Annotated in this window: 20 protein-coding genes; 11 read left to right on the top strand and 9 right to left on the bottom strand. The window is 58.6% G+C overall.

What is annotated here, in order from left to right; genetic code table 11:
* Window positions 1–114: 114 nt before the first annotated feature.
* Complete coding sequence (gene ilvA, locus ACP3RB_RS06445; protein WP_426698838.1) at window positions 115–1,368, top strand: threonine ammonia-lyase; 1,254 nt, start codon at window positions 115–117, stop codon at window positions 1,366–1,368.
* Between the two features lie 104 nt (window positions 1,369–1,472).
* Here ilvA and ACP3RB_RS06440 read toward each other — a convergent pair whose 3' ends face one another.
* Window positions 1,473–1,808, bottom strand: a complete 336-nt coding sequence (locus ACP3RB_RS06440; protein ID WP_070687432.1) for a hypothetical protein — start codon at window positions 1,806–1,808, stop codon at window positions 1,473–1,475.
* A gap of 146 nt (window positions 1,809–1,954) precedes the next feature.
* On the bottom strand, window positions 1,955–2,452 hold the full coding sequence (gene greA, locus ACP3RB_RS06435) for a transcription elongation factor GreA (RefSeq protein WP_070691477.1): 498 nt from the start codon (window positions 2,450–2,452) through the stop codon (window positions 1,955–1,957).
* Window positions 2,453–2,873: 421 nt separating this feature from the next.
* On the opposite strand from greA, the gene mca reads away from it, so the two are divergent.
* From mca to ACP3RB_RS06410, 5 genes are all read left to right on the top strand, one after another.
* Window positions 2,874–3,845, top strand: coding sequence for a mycothiol conjugate amidase Mca (gene mca / locus ACP3RB_RS06430; protein ID WP_303978850.1), 972 nt, complete (start codon window positions 2,874–2,876; stop codon window positions 3,843–3,845).
* A 297-nt stretch (window positions 3,846–4,142) separates the two neighbouring features.
* Window positions 4,143–4,952 (top strand): polyprenyl diphosphate synthase, encoded by an 810-nt coding sequence (gene uppS / locus ACP3RB_RS06425; RefSeq protein ID WP_426698837.1) that lies wholly within the window; start codon window positions 4,143–4,145, stop codon window positions 4,950–4,952.
* Window positions 4,953–5,042: 90 nt separating this feature from the next.
* Complete coding sequence (locus ACP3RB_RS06420) at window positions 5,043–5,570, top strand: prepilin peptidase (RefSeq protein WP_311452478.1); 528 nt, start codon at window positions 5,043–5,045, stop codon at window positions 5,568–5,570.
* A gap of 140 nt (window positions 5,571–5,710) precedes the next feature.
* The gene (locus ACP3RB_RS06415; RefSeq protein ID WP_304192017.1) at window positions 5,711–6,217 is read left to right on the top strand and encodes an NUDIX hydrolase; all 507 of its coding nucleotides are present in this window, start codon (window positions 5,711–5,713) and stop codon (window positions 6,215–6,217) included.
* A 470-nt stretch (window positions 6,218–6,687) separates the two neighbouring features.
* Window positions 6,688–7,905, top strand: a complete 1,218-nt coding sequence (locus tag ACP3RB_RS06410) for an MFS transporter (RefSeq protein WP_426698836.1) — start codon at window positions 6,688–6,690, stop codon at window positions 7,903–7,905.
* Window positions 7,906–8,037: 132 nt separating this feature from the next.
* On the opposite strand, the gene ACP3RB_RS06405 is transcribed toward ACP3RB_RS06410, so the two are convergent.
* The gene (locus ACP3RB_RS06405) at window positions 8,038–9,444 is read right to left on the bottom strand and encodes a class II fumarate hydratase (protein ID WP_426698835.1); all 1,407 of its coding nucleotides are present in this window, start codon (window positions 9,442–9,444) and stop codon (window positions 8,038–8,040) included.
* A gap of 224 nt (window positions 9,445–9,668) precedes the next feature.
* Complete coding sequence (locus ACP3RB_RS06400; protein ID WP_426698834.1) at window positions 9,669–10,388, bottom strand: carbonic anhydrase; 720 nt, start codon at window positions 10,386–10,388, stop codon at window positions 9,669–9,671.
* Window positions 10,389–10,807: 419 nt separating this feature from the next.
* On the opposite strand from ACP3RB_RS06400, the gene glpX reads away from it, so the two are divergent.
* Window positions 10,808–11,815, top strand: coding sequence for a class II fructose-bisphosphatase (gene glpX, locus ACP3RB_RS06395; RefSeq protein WP_314681268.1), 1,008 nt, complete (start codon window positions 10,808–10,810; stop codon window positions 11,813–11,815).
* A gap of 164 nt (window positions 11,816–11,979) precedes the next feature.
* On the opposite strand, the gene ACP3RB_RS06390 is transcribed toward glpX, so the two are convergent.
* From ACP3RB_RS06390 to ACP3RB_RS06380, 3 genes are all read right to left on the bottom strand, one after another.
* Window positions 11,980–12,981: a lipid II:glycine glycyltransferase FemX gene (locus ACP3RB_RS06390; protein ID WP_426698833.1), complete on the bottom strand. Its 1,002-nt coding sequence runs from the start codon at window positions 12,979–12,981 to the stop codon at window positions 11,980–11,982.
* Window positions 12,982–13,000: 19 nt separating this feature from the next.
* Window positions 13,001–13,639, bottom strand: coding sequence for a 5-(carboxyamino)imidazole ribonucleotide mutase (purE, locus tag ACP3RB_RS06385; RefSeq protein WP_294631619.1), 639 nt, complete (start codon window positions 13,637–13,639; stop codon window positions 13,001–13,003).
* Between the two features lie 102 nt (window positions 13,640–13,741).
* On the bottom strand, window positions 13,742–14,932 hold the full coding sequence (locus tag ACP3RB_RS06380; RefSeq protein WP_426698832.1) for a 5-(carboxyamino)imidazole ribonucleotide synthase: 1,191 nt from the start codon (window positions 14,930–14,932) through the stop codon (window positions 13,742–13,744).
* Window positions 14,933–15,287: 355 nt separating this feature from the next.
* Between ACP3RB_RS06380 and ACP3RB_RS06375 the strand changes: the two genes are divergently transcribed.
* A complete protein-coding gene (locus ACP3RB_RS06375; RefSeq protein ID WP_426698831.1) occupies window positions 15,288–15,905 on the top strand; it encodes a GtrA family protein in 618 nt (205 codons plus the stop codon).
* A 110-nt stretch (window positions 15,906–16,015) separates the two neighbouring features.
* Here the strand turns inward: ACP3RB_RS06375 and ACP3RB_RS06370 are convergent, their stop codons facing one another.
* Window positions 16,016–16,816 (bottom strand): TIGR03089 family protein, encoded by an 801-nt coding sequence (locus ACP3RB_RS06370; RefSeq protein ID WP_426698830.1) that lies wholly within the window; start codon window positions 16,814–16,816, stop codon window positions 16,016–16,018.
* 659 nt (window positions 16,817–17,475) lie between these two features.
* Here ACP3RB_RS06370 and ACP3RB_RS06365 point away from each other — a divergent pair.
* The 3 genes from ACP3RB_RS06365 to ACP3RB_RS06355 all read left to right on the top strand — a co-directional run bounded on the left by ACP3RB_RS06365 (window position 17,476) and on the right by ACP3RB_RS06355 (window position 19,616).
* Window positions 17,476–17,892, top strand: coding sequence for a WhiB family transcriptional regulator (locus ACP3RB_RS06365; RefSeq protein ID WP_426698829.1), 417 nt, complete (start codon window positions 17,476–17,478; stop codon window positions 17,890–17,892).
* Window positions 17,893–17,912: 20 nt separating this feature from the next.
* The gene (locus ACP3RB_RS06360) at window positions 17,913–18,134 is read left to right on the top strand and encodes a DUF3499 family protein (protein ID WP_049362309.1); all 222 of its coding nucleotides are present in this window, start codon (window positions 17,913–17,915) and stop codon (window positions 18,132–18,134) included.
* A gap of 147 nt (window positions 18,135–18,281) precedes the next feature.
* Window positions 18,282–19,616 (top strand): DUF1461 domain-containing protein, encoded by a 1,335-nt coding sequence (locus tag ACP3RB_RS06355; RefSeq protein ID WP_426698828.1) that lies wholly within the window; start codon window positions 18,282–18,284, stop codon window positions 19,614–19,616.
* 221 nt (window positions 19,617–19,837) lie between these two features.
* Here ACP3RB_RS06355 and ACP3RB_RS06350 read toward each other — a convergent pair whose 3' ends face one another.
* Window positions 19,838–21,484, bottom strand: a complete 1,647-nt coding sequence (locus ACP3RB_RS06350) for a dolichyl-phosphate-mannose--protein mannosyltransferase (protein WP_426698827.1) — start codon at window positions 21,482–21,484, stop codon at window positions 19,838–19,840.
* Between the last annotated feature and the right edge of the window lie 19 nt (window positions 21,485–21,503).

Genomic DNA, 21,503 nt, shown 5'->3' with positions numbered 1-21,503 from the left:
GGGGCTACTCGCGACCGAGTAGCCCCCTTCACTGTACCCATCCTCTAAAATGGGATGAGCAATACATCACCGCCCCGCGCCCGCGGGGCAACGCACCATCAGAATGGAAACCTCGTGAGCGTAAATCTCGACTCCCTGCCCGTGACCATCACCGATATTGAACGTGCCGCAGAGCTGCTCGAAGGCGTTATTGAACGCACCCCCGTCGCTCATTCGCGTGCGCTGAGCCAGCGCCTCGGGTCCGAGGTTTTCTTCAAGTGTGAGAACCTGCAGCGTGCCGGTTCTTTCAAGGTGCGCGGTGCGTACGTGCGTATGGCGAAGCTTTCCGAGGAGGAGAAGAAGCGCGGCGTCGTGGCGGCGAGCGCGGGTAACCACGCGCAGGGTGTGGCGCTGGCGGCTGACCGTCTGGGCATTAAGGCTCGTATTTACATGCCGCTGGGTGCGGCACTGCCGAAGATTACTGCAACCCGTGATCACGGTGCTGAGGTTGAACTGTACGGTGTGACCGTGGATGAGGCTCTGGCGGAGGCGAAGCGCTACGCCGAAGAGACCGGCGCGGTGTTCGTGCACCCCTTCGACAATGAAGATATTATTGCCGGTCAGGGCACTATCGGTCTGGAGATTCTGGAGCAGGTTCCGGACGTTGACACCGTGATTGTGGGTGTTGGCGGCGGCGGTCTGCTGGCCGGCCTGTCCGCGGCGATTCGCGCGAAGGAGCAGGAGCTCGGCAAGAAGATCAAGATTATCGGTGTTCAGGCGGAGCACGCGGCGGCGTACCCGCTGTCCCTTGCCGCGGATGCTCTGGTGCCGCTGAAGAAGGTTTCTACCATCGCTGACGGTATTGCGGTGGGCCGCCCCGGCCAGATGCCTTTCTCCATCATCAAGGAGCTGGTGGACGATGTGGCGACCGTGAGCGAAGACGATATCGCTCGCGCCCTGATCTTCCTGATGGAACGTAACAAGCTTGTGGTGGAGCCTGCCGGTTCGGTGCCCGTGGCGGCGCTGATGAACGGCAAGCTGAAGGAAGAGTACGGCGACCTGGGTACGGTCGTGTGCGTGCTCTCCGGCGGCAATATTGACCCGATGCTGATGCTGAAGGTGATTCAGCGCGGTCTGTCTGCGGCTGGCCGCTACATGACCGTGAAGATGATGCTTTCTGACCGTCCGGGTGAGCTGGCAACCATCTCCCGCATCATCTCTGAGAATGACGCGAACGTGACCGGTGTGGACCACACCCGCGTGGGTGGCTCGCTCTCCATGGGTGACGTGTCGATTACGATCGATATGGAGACCAAGGGTGTGGAGCATTGCCGTCAGGTGATTGCCGCCCTGGAGGATGAGGGCTTCAAGCCCATCATTGTTTACTAAAGACCCGAACGTGGGCAGCCCCCGCACTATACCAACCGGTACCGTTGTGACCCTGTCGGTGCTGCAACGGGGCGGGGCTTGCATCCTGCCCGGGTGCCGCCGTACTAGAGCAGGTCAAGAACCTTCACACTGTACGTATCGCGTACAGTGAGGTCCTCCACCGGGACTTCCTTAAGATAGAGCTTGTTCCCGCCCCGAATCTCGTACTGGTACATTCTGCGGTTGAGCGCATCAAAGACATACCCCAGATAGTGCTCTACCACATGTTCCCGGGTGTCTTCGATGAAGTCTGTAATGAACAGGTGCTGTTTCTCCACCCCGATACGTGCGGCCATTTTAGCGAATTCCGCAGGAAAATCCTCCGGAAACAGCCGGGTGAGGTCCATAATATCCTCCAGAAAAATCTCGAGGGGAATATCGTCAAAATCTACAGGTTCCATAGTTTTCCTTAAGAGGGGATATTGCAAGGGATACGCCCGAAACGGCCAGGGGAGCGGGCACTTGAAGGTGGGCTATAACGGTTACATAAAAACCCGGACTATACGAGTAGCCCGAGTTTTCACCTGAAACCTTTTGCGCCCAGAGCTTAGCCCTGGTAAGGGGTCACGGAGACAATCTTGGCGCTCAGTTCCTTACCGTTCGGAGCGGTGTAGGAAACCTCGTCACCCTGCTTAGCGCCCATGATTGCGGCACCCAGCGGAGACTTCTCAGAGAAGACCTTCAGGTCGCTACCTGCAGGCAGAGTGTCCTCAATTTCGCGGGAGCCGAGCAGGAACTTCAGGGTGCGGCCGGCAACCTCAGCCTCGATGACCATGCCGTGGCTTACCACGCCGTCATCAACGGGCGCCTCACCAATCTGTGCGGTTTCCAGCAGGTGCTTGAGCTGCTTGATGCGCGCCTCGTTCTTAGCCTGCTCGTCACGTGCAGCGTGGTAGCCGCCGTTCTCGCGGAGGTCACCCTCATCGCGTGCCTGCGCGATGCGGTCAACAATTTCCTGGCGGTACGGGCCGGAGAGGTACTCCAGCTCCTGGGTGAGGCGGTCGAAGGCGTCCTGAGTGAGCCATGCACCGGTGTTTTCAGCCATGCGTGTCCTTTGCTTATGCGCCGGCTTAGCCGGTGCGAAACGAATAAACCCGCTACCGCGTGCCACGTTCCATGCGCGACGGGGAGGCGGTAACGGAATGAATCAACAGACCTATTCTAGAGCACTGGAGGATTTTCGGCTGTTATGCCGGTCGTATCTTCCCCTCTGAACGCATCTTCCTCTGTACGCACGCCGGTAGCTGAACACTCCGCCAGCATCAGCCTGTTTCCTGCCCGTGAATCTGCTGATATGACGGCATGTTTCACGATGTCACATGGCGTCATCTGCGCTAGTACACGGGCGCTATCCTTGGGTATCATACGAGAAGCTACAATCGTAAAATTTCTGCCGCGTAGCGCTCGCATTCGCGATTCACAGACACATCATCCGCACCCCTGGCGCATCACCTAAGGAGACCACCGTGAGCGAAGCCATTGAACAGCTGAAGGCAAACCTGCCGACTCACCCTCCCGTGGACTCCCTCAAACCGCTGGATGAGGACTACACCGGCCTGCGCATCCTCGCGGTGCACGCGCACCCGGACGACGAGTCCTCCAAGGGTGCCGGTACCGCTTCGGCGTATATTGCCCGTGGTGCCCGCTTCATGGTGGCGACAATGACCGGCGGCGAGCGCGGTGACATCCTGAATGAGGAGATTGCTAATAGTCCGCGTGCGCACCGTGACCTGCCGGGTCTGCGTCGCGCTGAAATGGCGGCTGCTCGCGAGATCATGGGTATTGAGCACCGCTGGATTGGTTTCTTCGATTCCGGTCTGCCGGAGGGTGACCCCATGCCGCCGCTGCCCTTCGGTAGCTTTGGCACCATGCCCCTGGACCGTGCCGCCGCGCCGCTTGTGCGTCTGGTGCGTGAGTACCGCCCGCACATCATCATCACCTATGACGAGATTGGCGGCTACCCGCACCCCGACCACATCATGACCCACAAGGTTGCCGTGGAGGCATTCGAGAAGGCAGGCGACCCCGAGGCGTACGTGGGTGAGGGCGAGCCCTGGACCCCGCTGAAGCTCTACTACGACCGCGCGTTCAACCCCGAACGCACCCTCGCCCTGCACGAGCATTTGCTCGATACGCACGGTGAGAGCCTGCTGAGCGGCTGGATTGAGAACATCGCGCACCGCGCAACGTCGGGGGAGGCACCTCGCCACGAGACTACGACCCGCATCCTGGTTCACGAGCACTTTGAGCAGCGCGATCAGGCTCTGCTGGCACACGCCTCGCAGGTGGACCCGAACGGCGTGTTCTTCGCTGTTCCCAGCGAACAGCTGAAGGATATTTGGCCCTGGGAGGATTACACGCTGGCTGCCTCTCACACGGAGGTTCAGCTGCCCGAATCTAGCCTGGATGAGGGCCTGAGCGACTACTACGTTATCTAGCCTCTACATTATCTAGAGTGGGGCGCCGCATCGCCCCGCGTTACAACGATGCCCTTCACCCACGATATGAGTCGTGGGTGAAGGGCATCATCCATTCTTAGGCACGCGATGTGTGCAGCCCCCGTATACAACCCCGCATGCCGCTACCAGCCGCCACAAATTTTGAGCCGATTCTCAGCCCATCCGTGATGCCGATTGCCGCGAAGGTACGGCGCGGCGGCGTAGAATAAGAGCTCGGGCTCTTTCGTGATGAGCCCGCTGAATTATCTGCCACGACAGCCGAATGAGGTATGAGCTATGAGCGCCAACGCCCTGCCCGTGATTACTGTGCACGGCCACGCCAGCAACCCCGGCACTGTCACTGAGCCTACCGTCTATGAGCAGGCTCTGGCGCGCTCGCTGAGCCCCGAATCCCTGCCGGCACATATTGGAGTGCTGGTGGACGGTAACCGCCGCTGGGCGGCTCAGCGCGGCTTGAGCACCCGTGAGGGCCACGCCGCCGGTGCGGAGCGAATTATTGATTTTCTGGCGTGGTGTACTGAGCTGTCGATTCCGCAGGTGAGCCTGTACATGCTCTCCACTGAGAACCTGAAGCGCCCCGAGAAGGAACTGACCGGTCTGATCGCTGTGATTGATGCGTTCCTGGTGCGTCTGGTGGATTCCGCCTGCGGCCCGGTGCGCGCCATCGGCAACATTGACCTGATTCCTCGCCAGCTGCACGAGCGCCTGGACTGGGCGATTGAGCAGACGCCGCACCTGCCCGGCGTTCGCGTGAACATTGCGGTCGGCTACGGCGGTCGCCAGGAGATTGTGGACGCGGTCCGTTCGGTTCTGCGTGAGGCCGCCGCTGAGGGTGCCTCCTTGGAATCGCTTGCTGAACAGCTGAGCGTGGAGGATATTTCTTCGCACCTGTACACCGCCGATATGCCCGACCCGGACCTGCTGATTCGCACTTCGGGCGAGCAGCGCCTGTCCGGTTTCATGACCTGGCAGAGTGCGTATTCTGAGTTTTATTTTTGCCGTGCCCTGTGGCCGGATTTCACGCGCGTTGATTTTTTGCGTGCCCTGCGGGATTACGCGAACCGTTCCCGCCGCTTCGGTTCCTAGAACTTAGATGCTCTAGCATCTATGTACTCTGGTGCCGCTGGCTAGTAGTTACCGGTAGTACAGCCTCCAGCAATACAGAATGGACGTTCTATGCTCGCTGAGCTTTCCCGCCTCTACAACGCAGGCGGCGCCTCCGTTATTGCCGCTCTGGTGCTCGGCAGCTACCTGCTGTATTTTCTGTGGTGCGCCCTGCGGCTGTGGCGTATTGACGTGCGGGAGCACCGTCTGCCGCACCGCATCCTGATTCCTCTGGCTATTGCCACCTATACGGCTCTGCCGGTGTCTTTGCTTTTTGCCGGTCGCCCCGCCGATATTTGGCGTGTGATGGGTGCCGGTCTGGTGCTGTGGTTCTGCTACGGGCTTCTGCGTATCCTGTCGTTCGGGGCGCTGGGCCGCGGGGATGTGAAGCTTGCCGGCATTCTGGGCGGCGTGCTCGGGTACCTGTCCTGGGCGAACCTGGGGTGGGCGTCGCTGGTGACGTTCCTTGCCGGTGGTCTGGTGTCTTTGGCTCTGGTGCTGTTTACGAAGGCGCGCGGTAGCACCCGCATTGCCTTCGGCCCGTTTATGCTTCTGGGCGCGCTGGTGGCGTTGGCTGCCCCGGCGTATTCTCTGTGGTAGATTCCGAAGTGGGGCGACCGTCCGGCTACGTGGCGGGCTCGTTCTTCGTATGGTTCATTCTCCGTGCGGCTCGTGGCTGTTTGCTCTCTCTAGCACCTATTCCCCGGCAGAACTGCCGGGGCTTTTGAAAGGTTGATGTTATGCCTACTCCTCCCTATATCCGTAAGCTGCGTGAGCGGATCGGCTCGGATTACCTGTGGCTGTCCGGTGCGACGGCTGTGGTGTACCGTGAGCAGGATTCTAAGGTGCTGCTGGTGCGCCGTAGCGATAACGGGGCGTGGACCCCGATTACGGGCATTGTGGACCCGGGGGAGAGCCCCGCACTGACCTGCCTGCGTGAGGCGCACGAGGAGGCGAACGTGCAGATTGAGGTGCTGGAGTTGGCGCAGGTGAAGGCTGACCCGCCGATGCAGTTCGGTAATGGTGACCGCTGCCAGTTCTTGGATCATACGTTTTTGTGCCGCTGGGTTTCTGGTGAGGCGAAGGTGAATGATGAGGAGTCTTCGCAGGTGCGTTGGGTGGATGTGTCTGACCCGGCGGAGCGTGCGTTGCTTTCGGAGCGGATGCTGGACCGTATTGATGCGGCGCTGAACTATGATGGCCACTGCCGTTTTGGGCTGGAGTCGGTGCCGCCGGAAGAACTCTAGACCGGCTACTAGACTCCGTAAAAGCCGCCGAATGAGGCGTGTAGATACAGAAGGAGGGGCAACCCGCCGTCATGGCGAGTCGCCCCTCCCAGCATTTTTACGACAGTTTGTTACATGTTATTGGGTGGTTCTTCCTGCTTTTCTGTGGGAGTGAGGGGCTGGAGGCCTAAAATTTGCCGTGGCTTTATTTTGTTTTTGTCTTTTTTTACTTTAAGTTGCGCCTGTGTGTCGAGTTATGGGTGGTGCGCATGAGATGCTTTATATATGACGCGGGTTACATTGGGAGTGACGGCCCCGTATTAGTCAGTAACCCGAAAAAATCCGTTCACGTGATGTTCTGGTGAGCGTGGTCGCTTTCCTTTTACTCTGCCTATAAATCTTTAAGGCATGCCATTTTTCTGTGAACTAGGCTCATTGTGTTCATCGCAATTCTTGGTCGCTATTTTGACGCGCCCTGGAAGGAGTAAAGCATGACAACACACAAAATACCCTGGAGAATCTACGTAGCCCTTATCGGCTCTCTGGTAGGTACAGGAATATATTCCTTCGCCCTACCCATCGCGATTCTCGCTAGTACAGGCGAAATTGGGTTAGCTGGCGTGATGGCGGTAGCCATGCAAATCCCCAATATCGCCTTGGCATATCCACTAGCAACCCTATCCGATAGTCTGCCTCGAAAACCTATGATCGTGATTGCCGGGGCAGTAAACATCCTCAGCATCCTTACCTTGGCGTTGATGATTGAGCAGCATACGCTGTCATGGTTCACCATCGCCGCACTAGGATTTGTGAGCGGTGTCTTCTCCGAACTGGCTGCTGCCTCAGAAGCGGGATATATTCCGCAGCTTCTCGGACGAGAAAACCTTCTTTCGTACAACGCACGTCGTGAAATTTGCGAGGGAATATCCGCAATCATTGCGCCCCCTACGGCAGGATTTATTGTTCTTGTCGCGGGTGCAACGGTCGGTCTTATCGTCCCGGTGCTCCTTTTCGGAGCGGCAACTATTTCATACGCAACGTTGCCATCCGTAGAGATGGAAACTAAAACTGAGCAACGCGAAACCGCACAACATGGGTTTATTCACCGCATGTTTGACGGTATCCAATACATGTTCTCCGGTGCCCCGCAGAGACTTATCCTTGTCTACACCTTCTTCTTGGCGGCAGCTACGGCATCGTATTCACTCATCATTATTTACCGCCTGTATGAGGAGCTCACTTTTGAAGCCTCAGTGGTAGGCATGATTATGGCCTGCAGCGGTATCGGTGGTATCGTCGCGGCGCTCATCATCGATCGTTTCTTCTCTTTCGAGAACACACGAGGAATGCTGCTGGTCGCCAACGTCGTATCCCTGCTCGGAATACCGCTCGTCACCGTCAGCAATAACCCCGTAGTGCTCGGCGCCCTGCTCTTCATCCTGGACGTAGGATGGGCATCAGCTTTCATCTTCTCCAACAATCTTCGCGACTGCATTACACCGAATGAGCTACTGGGGCGTGCCAGCTCCCTTGACGGTGCCGTATTTGGGTTAGGAACGCTGTACTCCATGGGTGCGGTAGCACTGATGCTCGATCATCTCGGCTCCTTCAACGCTGCGCTTGTCGTCAGTATCCCGGCTGTACTCTGCCTCATCTACACGCTGGTCCACTATAAACAATTCAAAGTGTTCAATATCGTTGAACAATAGTGAGAACCCGCTACCCACTTAATGACGGGGCGGAGAACATACACAGAAGGAGGGGCGACCCGCCGTCATGGCGAGTCGCCCCTCCCTCTATGGTTAAGCCGCGAACCTCAGAGGAGGTTCAGGCGGGTGAGATTAGAAGTTGCCCAGCATCTTGGTGACGTCCAGAGCCGCATCCAGCTGCTCCTCAGTCACTTCGCCGCGCTCCACATAACCCAGAGCCACAACTGCCTCACGGACAGTCACCTTGTGAGCCACCGAGTACTTAGCAATCTTCGCAGCAGCCTCGTAACCAATCAGCTTGTTCAGCGGGGTCACAGTCGACGGCGAAGCTTCAGCCAGGAAGCGGCAACGCTCAACGTTAGCGGTCAGACCGTCAATCATCTTCTCAGCCGAAACGCGAGAAACATTAGCGAGCAGGCGGATTGACTGCAGCAGGTTAGCAGCCATCACCGGGATACCCACGTTCAGCTCAAACGCGCCGTTAGTGGACGACAGAGCAATGGTCGCGTCGTTACCGATAACCTGAGCGGCAACCATGATGGTAGCCTCACAAATCACGGGGTTGACCTTACCGGGCATAATCGAGGAACCGGGCTGCAGATCGGGGATGTGCAGCTCGCCCAGACCGGTGTTCGGGCCCGAACCCATCCAGCGGATGTCGTTGCTGATCTTCATCAGGCCGTACGCCAGGGTGCGCAGCTGACCGGAAACCTCAATCAGGCCGTCACGGTTAGCCTGAGCCTCGAAGTGGTTACGAGCCTCGGTCAGGGGCAGACCGGTCTCCTCAGCGAGCAGCTCAATCACGCGAGCGGAGAAGCCGTCGGGGGTGTTAATGCCGGTACCCACAGCGGTACCGCCCAGCGGAACCTCAGCCACGCGGGGCAGGGACGCATTCACACGCTCAATGCCGTAACGCACGGTTGCTGCGTAGCCGGAGAACTCCTGGCCCAGGGTGATGGGGGTTGCGTCCATCAGGTGGGTACGACCGGACTTCACAACGTCCTTGAACTCAACGGACTTGCGCTCCAGGGACTCAGCGAGCACCTCGAGAGCGGGAATCAGGTCCTTCACCAGCGCCTCGGTCACAGCAACGTGCACGGAGGTGGGGAAGACGTCGTTGGAGGACTGGGAAGCGTTCACGTGGTCGTTGGGGTGAACCTCAATGCCCTTGGACTCCAGGGAACGGGTTGCCAGGGTTGCCAGAACCTCGTTCGCGTTCATGTTCGAGGAGGTACCGGAACCGGTCTGGAAGACGTCAATGGGGAAGTGGGCGTCGTAGTCACCGGTTGCTACCAGATCCGCTGCGTCGCGGATAGCCTGGGCGCGCTCAGCGTCGAGCACCTTGAGTTCCTCATTGGCGGTCGCGGCTGCCTTCTTCACGAGGGCAAGCGCACGAATATGGGCGGATTCGAGGGTCTGACCCGAAATCGGGAAGTTCTCGACTGCGCGCTGGGTCTGTGCACGGTAGAGTGCATCAGCCGGAACGCGAACTTCGCCCATGGTGTCATGTTCAATGCGGTATTCAATGTTTTCAGCCATACCTCTAGCATAGGCGTTCAAAGTGGCTTACGTCGCCTCGAAAAGGTGTCAAAAGAGGAAAAACGCTCATAAATTTTGCGGCGTGAGAAGGCGCATAAAAACCCCGCCCCGGCAGATGTGCGAACACGCTACCGTGGCGGGGTTATCCCATAGAAAAATCTGTTCTTAAGTGCGAGTATGTGGGTTCTTGCCCTAAGACTCGTATCGAGCGGAGACGAGGAAAACTAGTCCAGGTTCTCAGCAACCACAACGCGCGGGGGAGTCTTCACGACCACCGGAATCGTCTGGGTCGGCGGGTTCTGCGCGTCGTTCTTCTCCTCCGGCAGAGTCAGGTCCTGCGAACTGAACACCAGCTCCGCCTTACCCTCCTTCAGATGGTAGAAGACACCAATCACTGCGACCTTACCCTCAACCACTGCATCCGAAATAATGTGGGACTGCTCAATAATGCGGATAGCGGTCTGGCGAGTATGCTCACGCACCATATCGTTGACGGTCGGGTTCTCCGGCAGCTTCGGAGACATTGCCGAAGGCAGGATGTGCTGCACCAGGTTACGGATGAAGCCGTGCGGCATCTCACCGGATTCCAGAGCATTGCTAGCGGCAGTCACAGCACCGCAGGAGTCGTGACCGAGAACCATCACGATGGGGGTCTCAAACTCCTCGACCGCGTACTCCAACGAACCGAGAGCCGCGTTCTCCAGCACGTGGCCGGCGGTACGCACCACGAACGCGTCGCCCAGACCCAGGTCAAAAATAATCTCCGCCGCGAGGCGAGAGTCACCGCAGCCAAAGATTGAAGCAAAGGGGAACTGGCCGGCGGCTAGGTCGGTACGGCGAATCGTATCCTGATTGGGGTGCTCGTTGCTGCCCTCAATAAAACGACGGTTGCCGTCTCGAAGGCGCTTCCACGCCTCAGCGGGAGTCGGTTGAATGCCAGCCATGTGATGCTCCTTAGCGGACAGATACAGATAACGTGTGCCGCCATAGGCAACGAATCTGCGAACGGGTATGCGGGGGCTTCAGGCGCTCGCGCTGAAGCTGAGTTTCTTGCCGGAAGCTTCCCGGTGAAAAGAACCTACCTCAAATATGCCTTAAAAATGCGAAAAATAGCTAGTATGGCGCGCCTTCACAACCCCAATCTTGATGCCCAATGACGCAAAAACAATGCAAAGGGAGACGCAGCCCTCACCAAGTTGCCGCATCTGCTCACCTTAAAGTCAACACGCACGCAAACTCGTTCAGAACAAGAAAAACGAAGCGCCCGCGCGCTATCCTGAAAGGAGCACTACTGCGTCGGCGACTTCGTGCTGGAAAGAACCAGCCAGCCGACAGTGTATTCAGAAATCTCGAAGGTGAGTCTATGACTACGAACAACAATCACGGCGATCGCAACCTCGCAATGGAACTGGTCCGCGCGACTGAAGCAGCAGCAATTGCTGCAGGCCCCTGGGTTGGCGCAGGCGAAAAGAACCTCGCAGATGGTGCAGCCGTAGACGCAATGCGTTACCGCCTCTCCACCGTCAGCTTCAACGGCACCGTCGTCATTGGTGAAGGCGAAAAGGACCAGGCCCCCATGCTGTACAACGGCGAGAACGTTGGCGACGGCTCCGGCCCCTCCCTCGACGTGGCAGTGGACCCCATCGACGGTACCCGCCTGACCGCTCTGGGTATGGACAACGCCCTTTCCGTGATTGCCGTAGCAGACGGTGGTACCATGTTCGACCCCTCCGCAGTGTTCTACATGGAGAAGCTGGTCACCGGTCCCGAAGCCGCAGAATTCGTGGACCTGCGCCTGCCCGTCAAGCAGAACCTGCACCTGGTTGCTAAGGCTAAGGGCAAGAAGATCAGCGAGCTGACCGTCTGCGTGTTGGACCGCCCCCGCCACGCCAAGCTCATCCAGGAAATCCGCGAGGCAGGTGCTCGTACCCGCATCATCCTCGACGGTGACGTTGCGGGTGCTATCGCAGCCTGCCGCGAGAACACCGGCGTGGACCTGATGCTCGGCACCGGCGGCACCCCTGAAGGCGTTGTCGCGGCGTGCGCAATCAAGGCAACCGGCGGCGTCATCCAGGGCCGCCTGGCACCGACCGACGACGCAGAGCGTGAGAAGGCGCTGGAAGCCGGCCACGACCTTGACCGCATCCTGACCACCAACGACCTGGTCACCAGCGACAACTGCTTCTTCGCCGCAACCGGTGTCACCGACGGCAAGCTGCTGCGCGGTGTTCGCTACAGCAAGAACGTTGTAACCACCCAGTCGCTGGTTATGCGTTCCTCCTCCGGTACCGTTCGTACCGTCGAGGCTGAGCACCGCCTCTCCCGCCTGCGCGAGATTCTCTCGCACACCAAGAGCCCCGAAGAGCAGTAATCTTCGCCCCCGCAAGGGCTGAGGAGCCGCACTAAGACTCCTCGAACATTGCGCATACATACACAGGGAGCCGCCCCCACCGAAGAACTCGGTGAGGGCGGCTCCCTCATGTATTTAGCTTTTAGTTCTCAGGATGCGCCCCAGCAGCGGTGCGCCCGAACCCGTTAGCGAGAGCGGAAAGACTGAACCTTCGCCTTCGCCTTCGACACAGCATCACGAACCGCCGGACGAGCCTTGTACGCCAGCGTGTAGGCGCGGTAACCCAGCGAGGACACCGGAACATCCCAAGTGCCCGGGTACTCCACCGACTCGCCGCCGAAGGACTTCTTGAACTTCGTGAAACCAGCCCACTCGTGATCCGGCTGATCCTCCGGCGCAATGCCGAAGAGGTCAACGTACTTCAGACCCTTACGCTTAGCGTCCAGGATAAAGTTTGTCACCACCGGAATACCCGCGGACAGGCGACGATGCTCAAAAGAAGCCGCCGCATGCGCGTAGGTGCGGGTGTCATCCGAATCGTACACAAACGCCGCCGCAATCGGGGTGCTCTCACCGTTCTCGTCGGTCAGCTTCGCAATGTACAGGGATGCCGCACCAGCAGGCATCAGCACGCGAGCAACCTGCATCAGGTAATCATCCCGCTGACGGTTAAAACCGTTGCGGTCCGCGGTCTCATCCAAGAACGCGAACAGAATCGACAAATCCTCAGGATTCGTCGACACCTCAATGGTCACACCCTTCTTGTGGATATTGCGGTGCAGGTTGCGGTTATTGGACTTCATGCCCTTGAGGATCTCGTCCTCAGAGCCCGAAAGATCAATAATCTGCGTGTGCGACGGCTGCACCTGGCGAGGAGCCAAAACCGCACCGCGACGAGCCAAGAAAGCAGCCGCATCCTGATCGCCCCAAATGGCGGATTCAGTAGGCTCAATGCGCACAAACAGGCAACGAAGCTTCGCAGCCTCTTCCTTCAACGACGTGAGAGCCTCATCAAAAGCCACAGCGCTGGAAGCAACCGGTCCGTACGGGCTGTACAGGTAGCGGCCGGTAGCGCCGCCCTCAACGGTCGCAAGGTACGACCAGCCGTTACCGCTCTTACGGATCACGGTGTGACCATTAGATTCCTGAAAACGTGCCCAAATATCGGACTGAAGAATATTACTCATCCTTCTAGTGTATCCGAGCTTAGGGAACGTAAGCCTGGGGCTCCGAGGACGCTTCGGGAGCAGGAGTGGGGCGGGGTGCGGAGGAGCTCTCCTCCGCCTCGCGCTCAGCCGCTGCCTTAGCCTTCGCCTCGGCAACACGGGTGCGCAGAGCCGCGCCCTTGTCCATCGCGCTCTGACGCAGATCCTGAGAGAACTGACGCAAATCAGCGTGAACCTGCTGAGCGAATGCGTCAGTGCCCGAACCCAAAATACGCAGAGCCAGCAGACCAGCATTGCGAGCGCCGTTAATGGAGACGGTAGCCACCGGAACGCCGGCGGGCATCTGAACAATCGACAGCAGCGAGTCCATGCCCTCGAGGTTCTTCAGGCGCACCGGAACACCAATCACGGGCAGAGCGGTGACGGAAGCGAGCATTCCGGGCAGGTGAGCGGCACCGCCGGCACCAGCAATAATGACGCGAATACCGCGGCTGTGAGCCTTCTTGCCGTACTCAATCATGTCCTCGGGCATGCGGTGCGCAGAAACGACATCAGCCTCGTAGGGGATGCCGAACTCGTCCAGAACCTCGGCTGCGGCCTCCATGACCGACCAGTCCGAATCTGAACCCATCACAATGCCAACAATGGGCTGGGAAGAAGCGTAGGGAGACTGAGACATAATCCTCATATCCTTTCAGAATGCGGTGGCGAACCACCATCAATAGGGTGCGTCGGATACGCAGGATGATGTGCTCACCCCACGCACCGGCTAAAAATAGGGCTACAGGGGGCGGCCGTCACGCAAAATGGAGGCGGCATTCGCAGCGCTGTGGCGCAGCGCCTCAAGCTCAGCCACCGTGCCAGTAATATTCACGTGACCAATCTTGCGGCCCGGGCGGGTTTCCTTGCCGTAGAAGTGAATCTTCGCGCGCGGTTCAGCCGAAAGTGCCAGCGGGTAGACGCCGAAAATGTCTTCGTTCTCGCCGCCCAGGTAGTTCTTCATCACCGCAACACCCTCCAGCACGGAGGTGTCACCCAACGGCAAATCCAGCACAGCACGCAGATGCTGCTCAAACTGGCTGGTCACCGAGCCGTCCTGAGTCCAGTGGCCGGTATTGTGCGGGCGCATCGCCAGCTCGTTGATGTAGAAGCCTGCGGGAGAGCCGGGAACCTCAAAAAGCTCAGCCGCCATCACACCGGTGACGCCCAGCTCGGAGGCAATAGTCACCGCAGCGGCTGCGGCAGCCTCAGCGATCTCGGGGTCCAGGTTCTGCGCGGGGGCAATGACCTCGTCACAGATGGAGTTCACCTGAATGGTCTCAACGACCGGCCAGGGGCGCACCTCGCCGCTTTCACGGCGAGCAACCAGCGCGGAAAGTTCACGAGTGAAAGGCACCTTCTCCTCGGCAAGCAGGGAGGAGAAGTCGGTGCGGGAAGGCAACTGCTCGAACCATTCGGTGCTGCGCTCGCGAGCCTCCTCGGGAGAATCCAGGACGAGCACGCCCTTGCCGTCGTAGCCGCCGCGCGGGGTCTTCAGCACCACGGGCCAGCCGATTTCATCGCCGAAGGCGAGCAGCTCGTCCAGAGTAGAAACCTCAGCCCAGCGCGGGTTCGGCAGACCCAGACGCTCAACGGCGGCGCGCATCAGGAGCTTGTCCTGAGCGTACTGCAGGGCTTCAGGGCGGGGCTGAACATTCACGCCCTCCGCCATGAGGGTGCGCAGAAATTCGGTGGGCACATGCTCATGATCGAAAGTGATGACATCCTTGCCGCGAGCAAACTCGCGGAGGGTGTCCAGGTCTTTGTAATCCCCGACGGGCGCGGTACGCACCGCTGCCACGGCGCCGACGGTTGGCGCCTCCGCGAGAATCTGCAGGTCGAGGCCAAGGTTAGTTGCTGCGGGAGCCATCATGCGGGCCAGCTGGCCTCCGCCGATGACGCCGATTACGGGTCCAGTCACAGGGTAAGTCACACCACCTAAGTGTACCGGGTTTCGGAGAGCCTGTGGGAGCAAGACCACAGTAAGGCCACAGAATAAGTTCAACGGGGATGCAGAGCCCAACATGTGGGCTTTGACGCGGGTGAAAGCCATCAAAACGTGCCTTCTACCCTGTCAACGTGAAATGAAAGGGAATATCTCGTTAGCTGGGAGGTCCGTGGAAAAACTCTCAAAGGGACAAACAACCCGCCGGGACTGTACTAACATATAAGAGCTTGTAAAACTTGTAAAAGAGGCTGAAGCAGCACACAGCGACAACGTAACCAACGTTCACCGTCGCAGCATCGGCACCTTTTTCCCCGATAAAACCCCGCTAGATAGGTCCCGCATGAGCGCACAGACGAAACCGACCCTCACCGAACGCCTGAAATCCCTCTGGGACAGCTACGGTATTGAGGTTCTCAAATTCGGTACCGTGGGCGGCGCCGCCTTCATCGTGAACTCTGTGACGGTGTGGGTGCTGATGATGACCATCATGTCGGAGTCCCACACCAAGGCGAAGGTCGTTGCAAGTATTGTTGCAACCATCTTCTCCTGGCTCATGAACCGCCTGTGGACCTTCCGCGACTCCCGCTCCGAAAACTGGAAGCGCGAAGCCATCGAGTTCGGTCTGGTGAACCTGCTGGGCATTCTCGTTGAGGCCAGCTGCGTGGCATTCAGTACCTACGTGCTAAACCTGCGCACCCCCGAGGCATCCTTCATCTCCGGTACGATCATTGGTACTATTCTGGGCACCATTCTTCGCTACTTCCTCTACCGCTTCTGGGTGTACGGTTCGCACCGCCAGAAGGTTGAAGACGGCGAAGGCACCGACCATGAAGAGCTCGGCCGCATGTTTGATGAAGCCGCCGCTATTCTCGACGGCGAAGAGCCTGCATTGCACCAGGTAACCTCTGAGGCGGCTGCACCCGAGGCACGCCCGAAGCCCGGTTCTCAGAACTCATAGGCCCAGCCTAAGTTGGTCATCAGCTGATACTCGTTCTAAAAACTTATCCCCCGATACGGCGTGTATCGGGGGATAAGTTTTTTAAAAATCCAAAGAATTCGGAAAAATCACTAGCCGCGGGGAATCTCCACCGCGCGCTCTGAAGCCATTAAGGATGCCAGCTGCTCATCCTGCCAGGCCACGCTCGGGTCAGCCACAAACACCGCATGGCCCGAAGCCAAAATAGCTAGCACCTCCAGCAGGGTACTCAGGGTCGCCTCCGAGGCGTCAAAACCGTAGTCGGGGCTCAACTCCAGCGCGAGTGCACGCTGCCCCGAAGGGAGCGTATAGCCCGCTGTGCGATAGGTCTGCGCCTGCGTAAGAACCTGCTCGTAGGCTTCCGCATAGCTGAAACCCTCAATGATTTCTGCCGAATCGTTCGGAAGCAGGCCCGAGTACTGGTCACCAAAGCTACGCACCAGAGCACAATAATCGAGCACCTCCTCGGCGTGGGGAGCCAGTGCCTGCAGATCGCCGGTATAGGAAAGTGCCAGTGGTGCACGCTCAACCGCCAGAAGGTATGCGGGGTCATTCGTGTAGCCCGCCTCCTTCTCCGTGCAGACCGCGGCAACCAGCGGCTCGTCCTGATCGAGGACCGCGCCCACGCGCAACGCCGCCAGACCCAGAACAATGGTGCGCCAGTGCAGCGGAGCCTGCAGGTCAAAACCTTCATTGGGCGCCAGCTCGCACTCTTCAACCAGCAGGTTTGCGCTCTTGTCTACCCAGTTCATGAGGACCCTGCCAGAGAGCTCAATGCGCTCGCCTGCCGCCGAATACCAGATCAGGGCGGGGGTCTGCTGAATGCTGAGTTTCTCGAAGAAGCGGTTCAGAGTTGCGGGCACGGATGCGCCGGTGGGGGAGAGAGTAACCATGGGTTTCACTCTACCGTACCGGGGGAAGGGCGGTCAGGGAGAGTGCGCTCGACGCTAAAAAATACAGAGGTAAAGTAAAAGCGTCTAAGAGTGTCTTAAAAAAACCTAATGACTCAAAATGTTTGATAGTCCTAATGCCTCATTTTGGAATATGGCATAAATATAAATTGGAAATGTAAATGCTTCGCAATGCCTCGAAAAAATATTCAGAAACCGCATAGGGAAAAAGATAAGTTTTTCTTATCTAATTATTGGGTTCTTTCCCCTGTGCCCGAGGTGGGGTGGGTGGGGTGGTCGTCATGAGCCCTTATTATTTGCGGTCAAGATGCGGAATTTGCAAGCGGTGGAAACTATGCCTTGAGTAGGGGAAATATGAGGTTGCCCTTAGGTGTGAGCGAGGGCAAGTAGCGTGCGCAAAAATATATAAAGGTCAAATTTACATTAAATATGACGTCTCTAACACACATACATCTAAATATTGTTTTAGTCTAGTTTGACGAAACGGCGTGTCGCACGTCTAATAGATATATAAGCGTGTTTGCTCTGGAAGGGACCGTAGAGGCCACAGCAAACCATGCCACACCATACACACTAAGATTCCGTCCACGACGGATCCGCAGACTCATTAAGCTCACAATGAGAACACGGAAGGAAAACCCATGGGCTCCTACATTGCATCGGACCGCTCCATCGTGGCCGCGCGCGCATCAGGCGCTCAGCACCGTAGCATGAATCCCACTCAATCCCTCGAAACAGCCGCCGACGCCTTTCTCGCAGACGCAGAACGAAACATGCCTGCTTGCACCGACGTATGGACCGCAGCGGCAGGGCTCTACGGAACCGAAGGTGAAGACGGAGAACTCGCCTGGCAAGCTGAAGCACTCTGCGCCCAGACCGACCCCGAAGCCTTCTTCCCCGAAAAAGGCGGCTCCACCCGAGACGCCAAAAGGGTATGCGGTGTATGCCCCGTGCGTGAAGAGTGTCTACAATATGCAATGGACAATGACGAGCGCTTCGGAATCTGGGGCGGGCTGTCAGAACGTGAACGCCGCCGACTGCGCAAGCAGGCGAGCTAAGCCAGGAAGGTACCATCTACATGCAGACCGCACGACTGTGCTCCCGCCAGACCTGCCAGCGAGAGGCGACTGTTACTCTCCACTACTCCTACGCAGACTCCACGGCACTCATTGACGCACTCTCAGAATTCCGCGAACCCCACGCCTACGACCTCTGCGACCATCACGCCGCACGACTGACGGCACCGCAGGGTTGGCGGGTGGTCTACAAGGTACCCGTTCAGGACACCACCGAATCCTAGAATTCGAACCCAAGAATTTAAACACCCGAATGCAAAGAACCTTCCGCGAATTCATGCGGAAGGTTCTTTGCGTATGAGAAACTGGCAGATAGTACAGATACCCGCAACTCACTCAAACACCATTCACTCGAAAAGAACGCGAGATCCATGAGCAAAGAAACACACCGAGGAATGTGGGGCGCACTGCGCCCGGCCATCCGCCGCACCAGCGCCGAAGAACTACTCCACGCCCGACGCACCGAAACTAAAACCAGCGAACCGGCACCGCACACCGGCGCCTTCGGACGCATCGCAGCAGACGTACCCACCGTCGCCGAAGAACCCGACCTGCCCACCGGGAACGTACCCGTCGTCCCCGCACGCAGCAAACTACGTGAACAGGGCGTCGGCACCCGCGTACGCACCCGCACCAACGTCTCCACCGGCTTCGTGCCCCTCGTCCGCGACTCGAAGAGCACCCCCAAAAACCCGACGCTCAGCGACCTCAACCGCGAAACCATGCAGAAGGCCGCCGAAGCAGAAGCCGCTGCAGCAGCAGAAGCCGAAAAGGCGGCCGAAGCAGAAACCGTCGCTACCGTGGAGGCGGCAAGCGCCTCCACCGCCGGACGCAAGTACCGCACCGAAACCACCCGCACCGGTCACACCCACGCGGTTGCAGACCCCAACGCGCCGCTGTCCTCCCTGGCAGCCTCGCCCGAAGCGGCAGAACGCGCCGCGGCCCGCGAAGACGCCGTGGAAGACACCCCGCGCTTCCTCAAGCTCCGCGCAACGCTCATCGCGCTCACCGTACCGCTGACCGTACTCATGATTGCGATTCGTGCCGTAGCCTCCGCGCCCTTCCTCTGGCTCGAATACCACCGCCCCGGATTCCCCGAAGACAGCTACGGCTACTACCTCATTGAGAGGATGCGCCTGGGCTCCTACGGCGTGGACTACATCAACAACTTCGCGCCGCGAGAATACCTCGCCCGCGTCACCACCGGCACCGACAACACCCTCGCCTTCACCGAAGCAGAAGTGAACCACATGCACGACGTGAAGTGGGTACTGCTCATCGCCACCGTAGCCGTTGCCGCGCTCTTCCTGCTGACGCTCTTTAGCAGCATCTCCCTGCGCGAGCGCGCCCCTGGAACCATCCGCCGCAGCCTCTTTAGCGGCGCATGGATTACCCTGGGACTCATCGCGGTGCTCGGCGTTGTGGGCGTCTTCGGCTGGGAATGGCTGTTCACCACCTTCCACCAGGTATTCTTCCCGCAGGGCAACTGGGAGTTCTCCGTACGAAGCTCCCTCATCCGCCTCTACCCGCCGCAATTCTGGATCGACGCAGCAATCGCCGTAGCGGTCCTCGTGGCAGCGCAGATTACCCTCCTGCTCGTGACCACCTGGCCCACCAAATACCGCAAGCTCAAGGCAGAACGCCGCCGCCAGGAACGCCAGGAACTGCGCGTCAAGCTCGCCTCCGCACGCGTCAGCGACAACTAAAACACGCGTCGGCGACAACTAAAAATCATCAGCCACTTCACCGCATGAACCAGCGAGGAAAGGGCACCCAAAGGGGGCTGGTCTCTACCACACGGTAGAACCCAGCCCCCTTCGCTATACCCAAGCTCGCATCGCTCGCGCCTCAACCCAGGCCTAAATCAACCCAGGACTAAAACCTCAGCCGAGATCCCGAGCTCAAAACCCGAGCCTAAAACTCGAGTCTAAATCCAGGACTTAAACCACATGTGCGAATACCACTGCTCATACGGAATCACCTGAGCAGTCCACAGCGGCATAAAGTACGCGCTCAACACCAGCACGCCCACCAGGTATATCGCCACCAGCGTCACGCCCAAACGAGCACGTAACACCGAACCGCGAGCACCCGACAGCGCCAGACCCAAAACGCCCGCCAACAGCAGGATCAGGAACGGCTCAAAGGACAGCGCGTAGAAGTAGAACATCGTGCGATTCGGGTACATAAACCACGGGAAATAGCCCGCGCCGAACACAACCAGTAGCGCGCCAAAACGCCAATCTCGCTTCAGCAGCAGAACCAGCAGCGCCACAATAATCGCCGGAATAAAAGCCCACCAAATGGCCGGGTTACCGATATTCAAAATAGCCTCGGAACAGGACTTCACGGTACAACCCGAAGAACCCAGCTTCGGCGACTCATAGTAGTACGAGGTCGGGCGGCCCAAAACCAGCCACTGCCACGCCTGCGAAGAATACGTGTGCGGGCTGCTCAAACCAGAATGGAACTTAAACGCCGAGACATGGTACTCCCACAGGGAACGTAGATCCTCAGGAAGCCACATGACACCCTTGCCCGGGTTCTCAACAGCCCAACGGCGGAAATACGCGTTCGACGACTGGAACCAGCCCGCCCAGGTGCTCAAATACACCAGCAGGCCCACACCAATCATCTGAACAAACGCGGGGAGACCGTCACGCACCAGCGCCGTCAAACCCCACTTGTCCAGGCCCACAATACGGCGAGCATTAATATCCCAGAACACCGTCAGCAGACCCATCGCCGCAACGAAGAACAGCGAATTCCACTTCACACCCACCGCAGCGCCGGCGCACACACCCGCGGCGAAACGCCACAGGCGCAGACCCATGCTCGGGCCCCACGGCATCGGCGGAAGCACACCGCTATTCTGACGTGCCGCCTCCGCAATATTGCGCGCCAACACGCGCCGCGCCTGAATACGGTCAAGCACCAGACACACAAAAGTCGCGAGAATCCAGAACATCTGGAAAATATCCAGCAGAGCCAAACGAGACTCCACCAGCATCAGACCATCCACAGCAGCCAGAAGCGCCGCAATAGTCGCCACCGTCATCGAACGGAACAGCAACCAGCCAACATAGGCAATCAACGCCACCGACAGGGTGCCAATCACCGCAGCAGAAACACGCCAACCAAAGGGATTATTATCACCAAAGATTGCCATGCCTGCGGCAATCATCCACTTACCCAACGGCGGATGCACCACATACTCCGGCGAATCCGTCAACAGACCCGACGGGTGACCGGCAGCAAAGGAAGCATTAGCCTCCTTCGACCAGCTCAACTCGTAGCCATAATGCACATACGAGTAGGCGTCCTTGGCGTAGTACGTCTCATCAAAAACAATGGCATTCGGATGCGCCAAATTATAAAAACGCAGAGTACCGGCAACCAGCACAATCAATGCGGGCGCCAACCAGCCCCAACGCGGGGCACGAATATAGGCAACAGCGAGCGCATCCAGCAGAGAATCGAGGCTGTAACGACCACGCTCAGACGAAGAGCGGGTCGGATCAGCCGGACCAGCCGGAGCGGCAGATGCGGGAGAAAGTAGCTTAGGTATCTTCACCCCATCAATCCTAAAGGGT

Source organism: Rothia mucilaginosa (assembly GCF_049990865.1).
Classification (GTDB): domain Bacteria; phylum Actinomycetota; class Actinomycetes; order Actinomycetales; family Micrococcaceae; genus Rothia; species Rothia mucilaginosa_I.
This window is presented reverse-complemented; position numbering and strand designations above follow the sequence as displayed.

Bases quoted from the DNA above. Each gene is read 5' to 3' on its own strand.
- ACP3RB_RS06440 (WP_070687432.1), bottom strand. From the start codon at position 1,808: ATGGAACCTGTAGATTTTGACGATATTCCCCTCGAGATTTTTCTGGAG.
- greA (WP_070691477.1), bottom strand. From the start codon at position 2,452: ATGGCTGAAAACACCGGTGCATGGCTCACTCAGGACGCCTTCGACCGC.
- uppS (WP_426698837.1), top strand. From the start codon at position 4,143: ATGAGCGCCAACGCCCTGCCCGTGATTACTGTGCACGGCCACGCCAGC.
- ACP3RB_RS06420 (WP_311452478.1), top strand. From the start codon at position 5,043: ATGCTCGCTGAGCTTTCCCGCCTCTACAACGCAGGCGGCGCCTCCGTT.
- ACP3RB_RS06415 (WP_304192017.1), top strand. From the start codon at position 5,711: ATGCCTACTCCTCCCTATATCCGTAAGCTGCGTGAGCGGATCGGCTCG.
- ACP3RB_RS06410 (WP_426698836.1), top strand. From the start codon at position 6,688: ATGACAACACACAAAATACCCTGGAGAATCTACGTAGCCCTTATCGGC.
- ACP3RB_RS06405 (WP_426698835.1), bottom strand. From the start codon at position 9,444: ATGGCTGAAAACATTGAATACCGCATTGAACATGACACCATGGGCGAA.
- ACP3RB_RS06400 (WP_426698834.1), bottom strand. From the start codon at position 10,388: ATGGCTGGCATTCAACCGACTCCCGCTGAGGCGTGGAAGCGCCTTCGA.
- glpX (WP_314681268.1), top strand. From the start codon at position 10,808: ATGACTACGAACAACAATCACGGCGATCGCAACCTCGCAATGGAACTG.
- ACP3RB_RS06390 (WP_426698833.1), bottom strand. From the start codon at position 12,981: ATGAGTAATATTCTTCAGTCCGATATTTGGGCACGTTTTCAGGAATCT.
- purE (WP_294631619.1), bottom strand. From the start codon at position 13,639: ATGTCTCAGTCTCCCTACGCTTCTTCCCAGCCCATTGTTGGCATTGTG.
- ACP3RB_RS06375 (WP_426698831.1), top strand. From the start codon at position 15,288: ATGAGCGCACAGACGAAACCGACCCTCACCGAACGCCTGAAATCCCTC.
- ACP3RB_RS06370 (WP_426698830.1), bottom strand. From the start codon at position 16,816: ATGGTTACTCTCTCCCCCACCGGCGCATCCGTGCCCGCAACTCTGAAC.
- ACP3RB_RS06365 (WP_426698829.1), top strand. From the start codon at position 17,476: ATGGGCTCCTACATTGCATCGGACCGCTCCATCGTGGCCGCGCGCGCA.
- ACP3RB_RS06360 (WP_049362309.1), top strand. From the start codon at position 17,913: ATGCAGACCGCACGACTGTGCTCCCGCCAGACCTGCCAGCGAGAGGCG.
- ACP3RB_RS06355 (WP_426698828.1), top strand. From the start codon at position 18,282: ATGAGCAAAGAAACACACCGAGGAATGTGGGGCGCACTGCGCCCGGCC.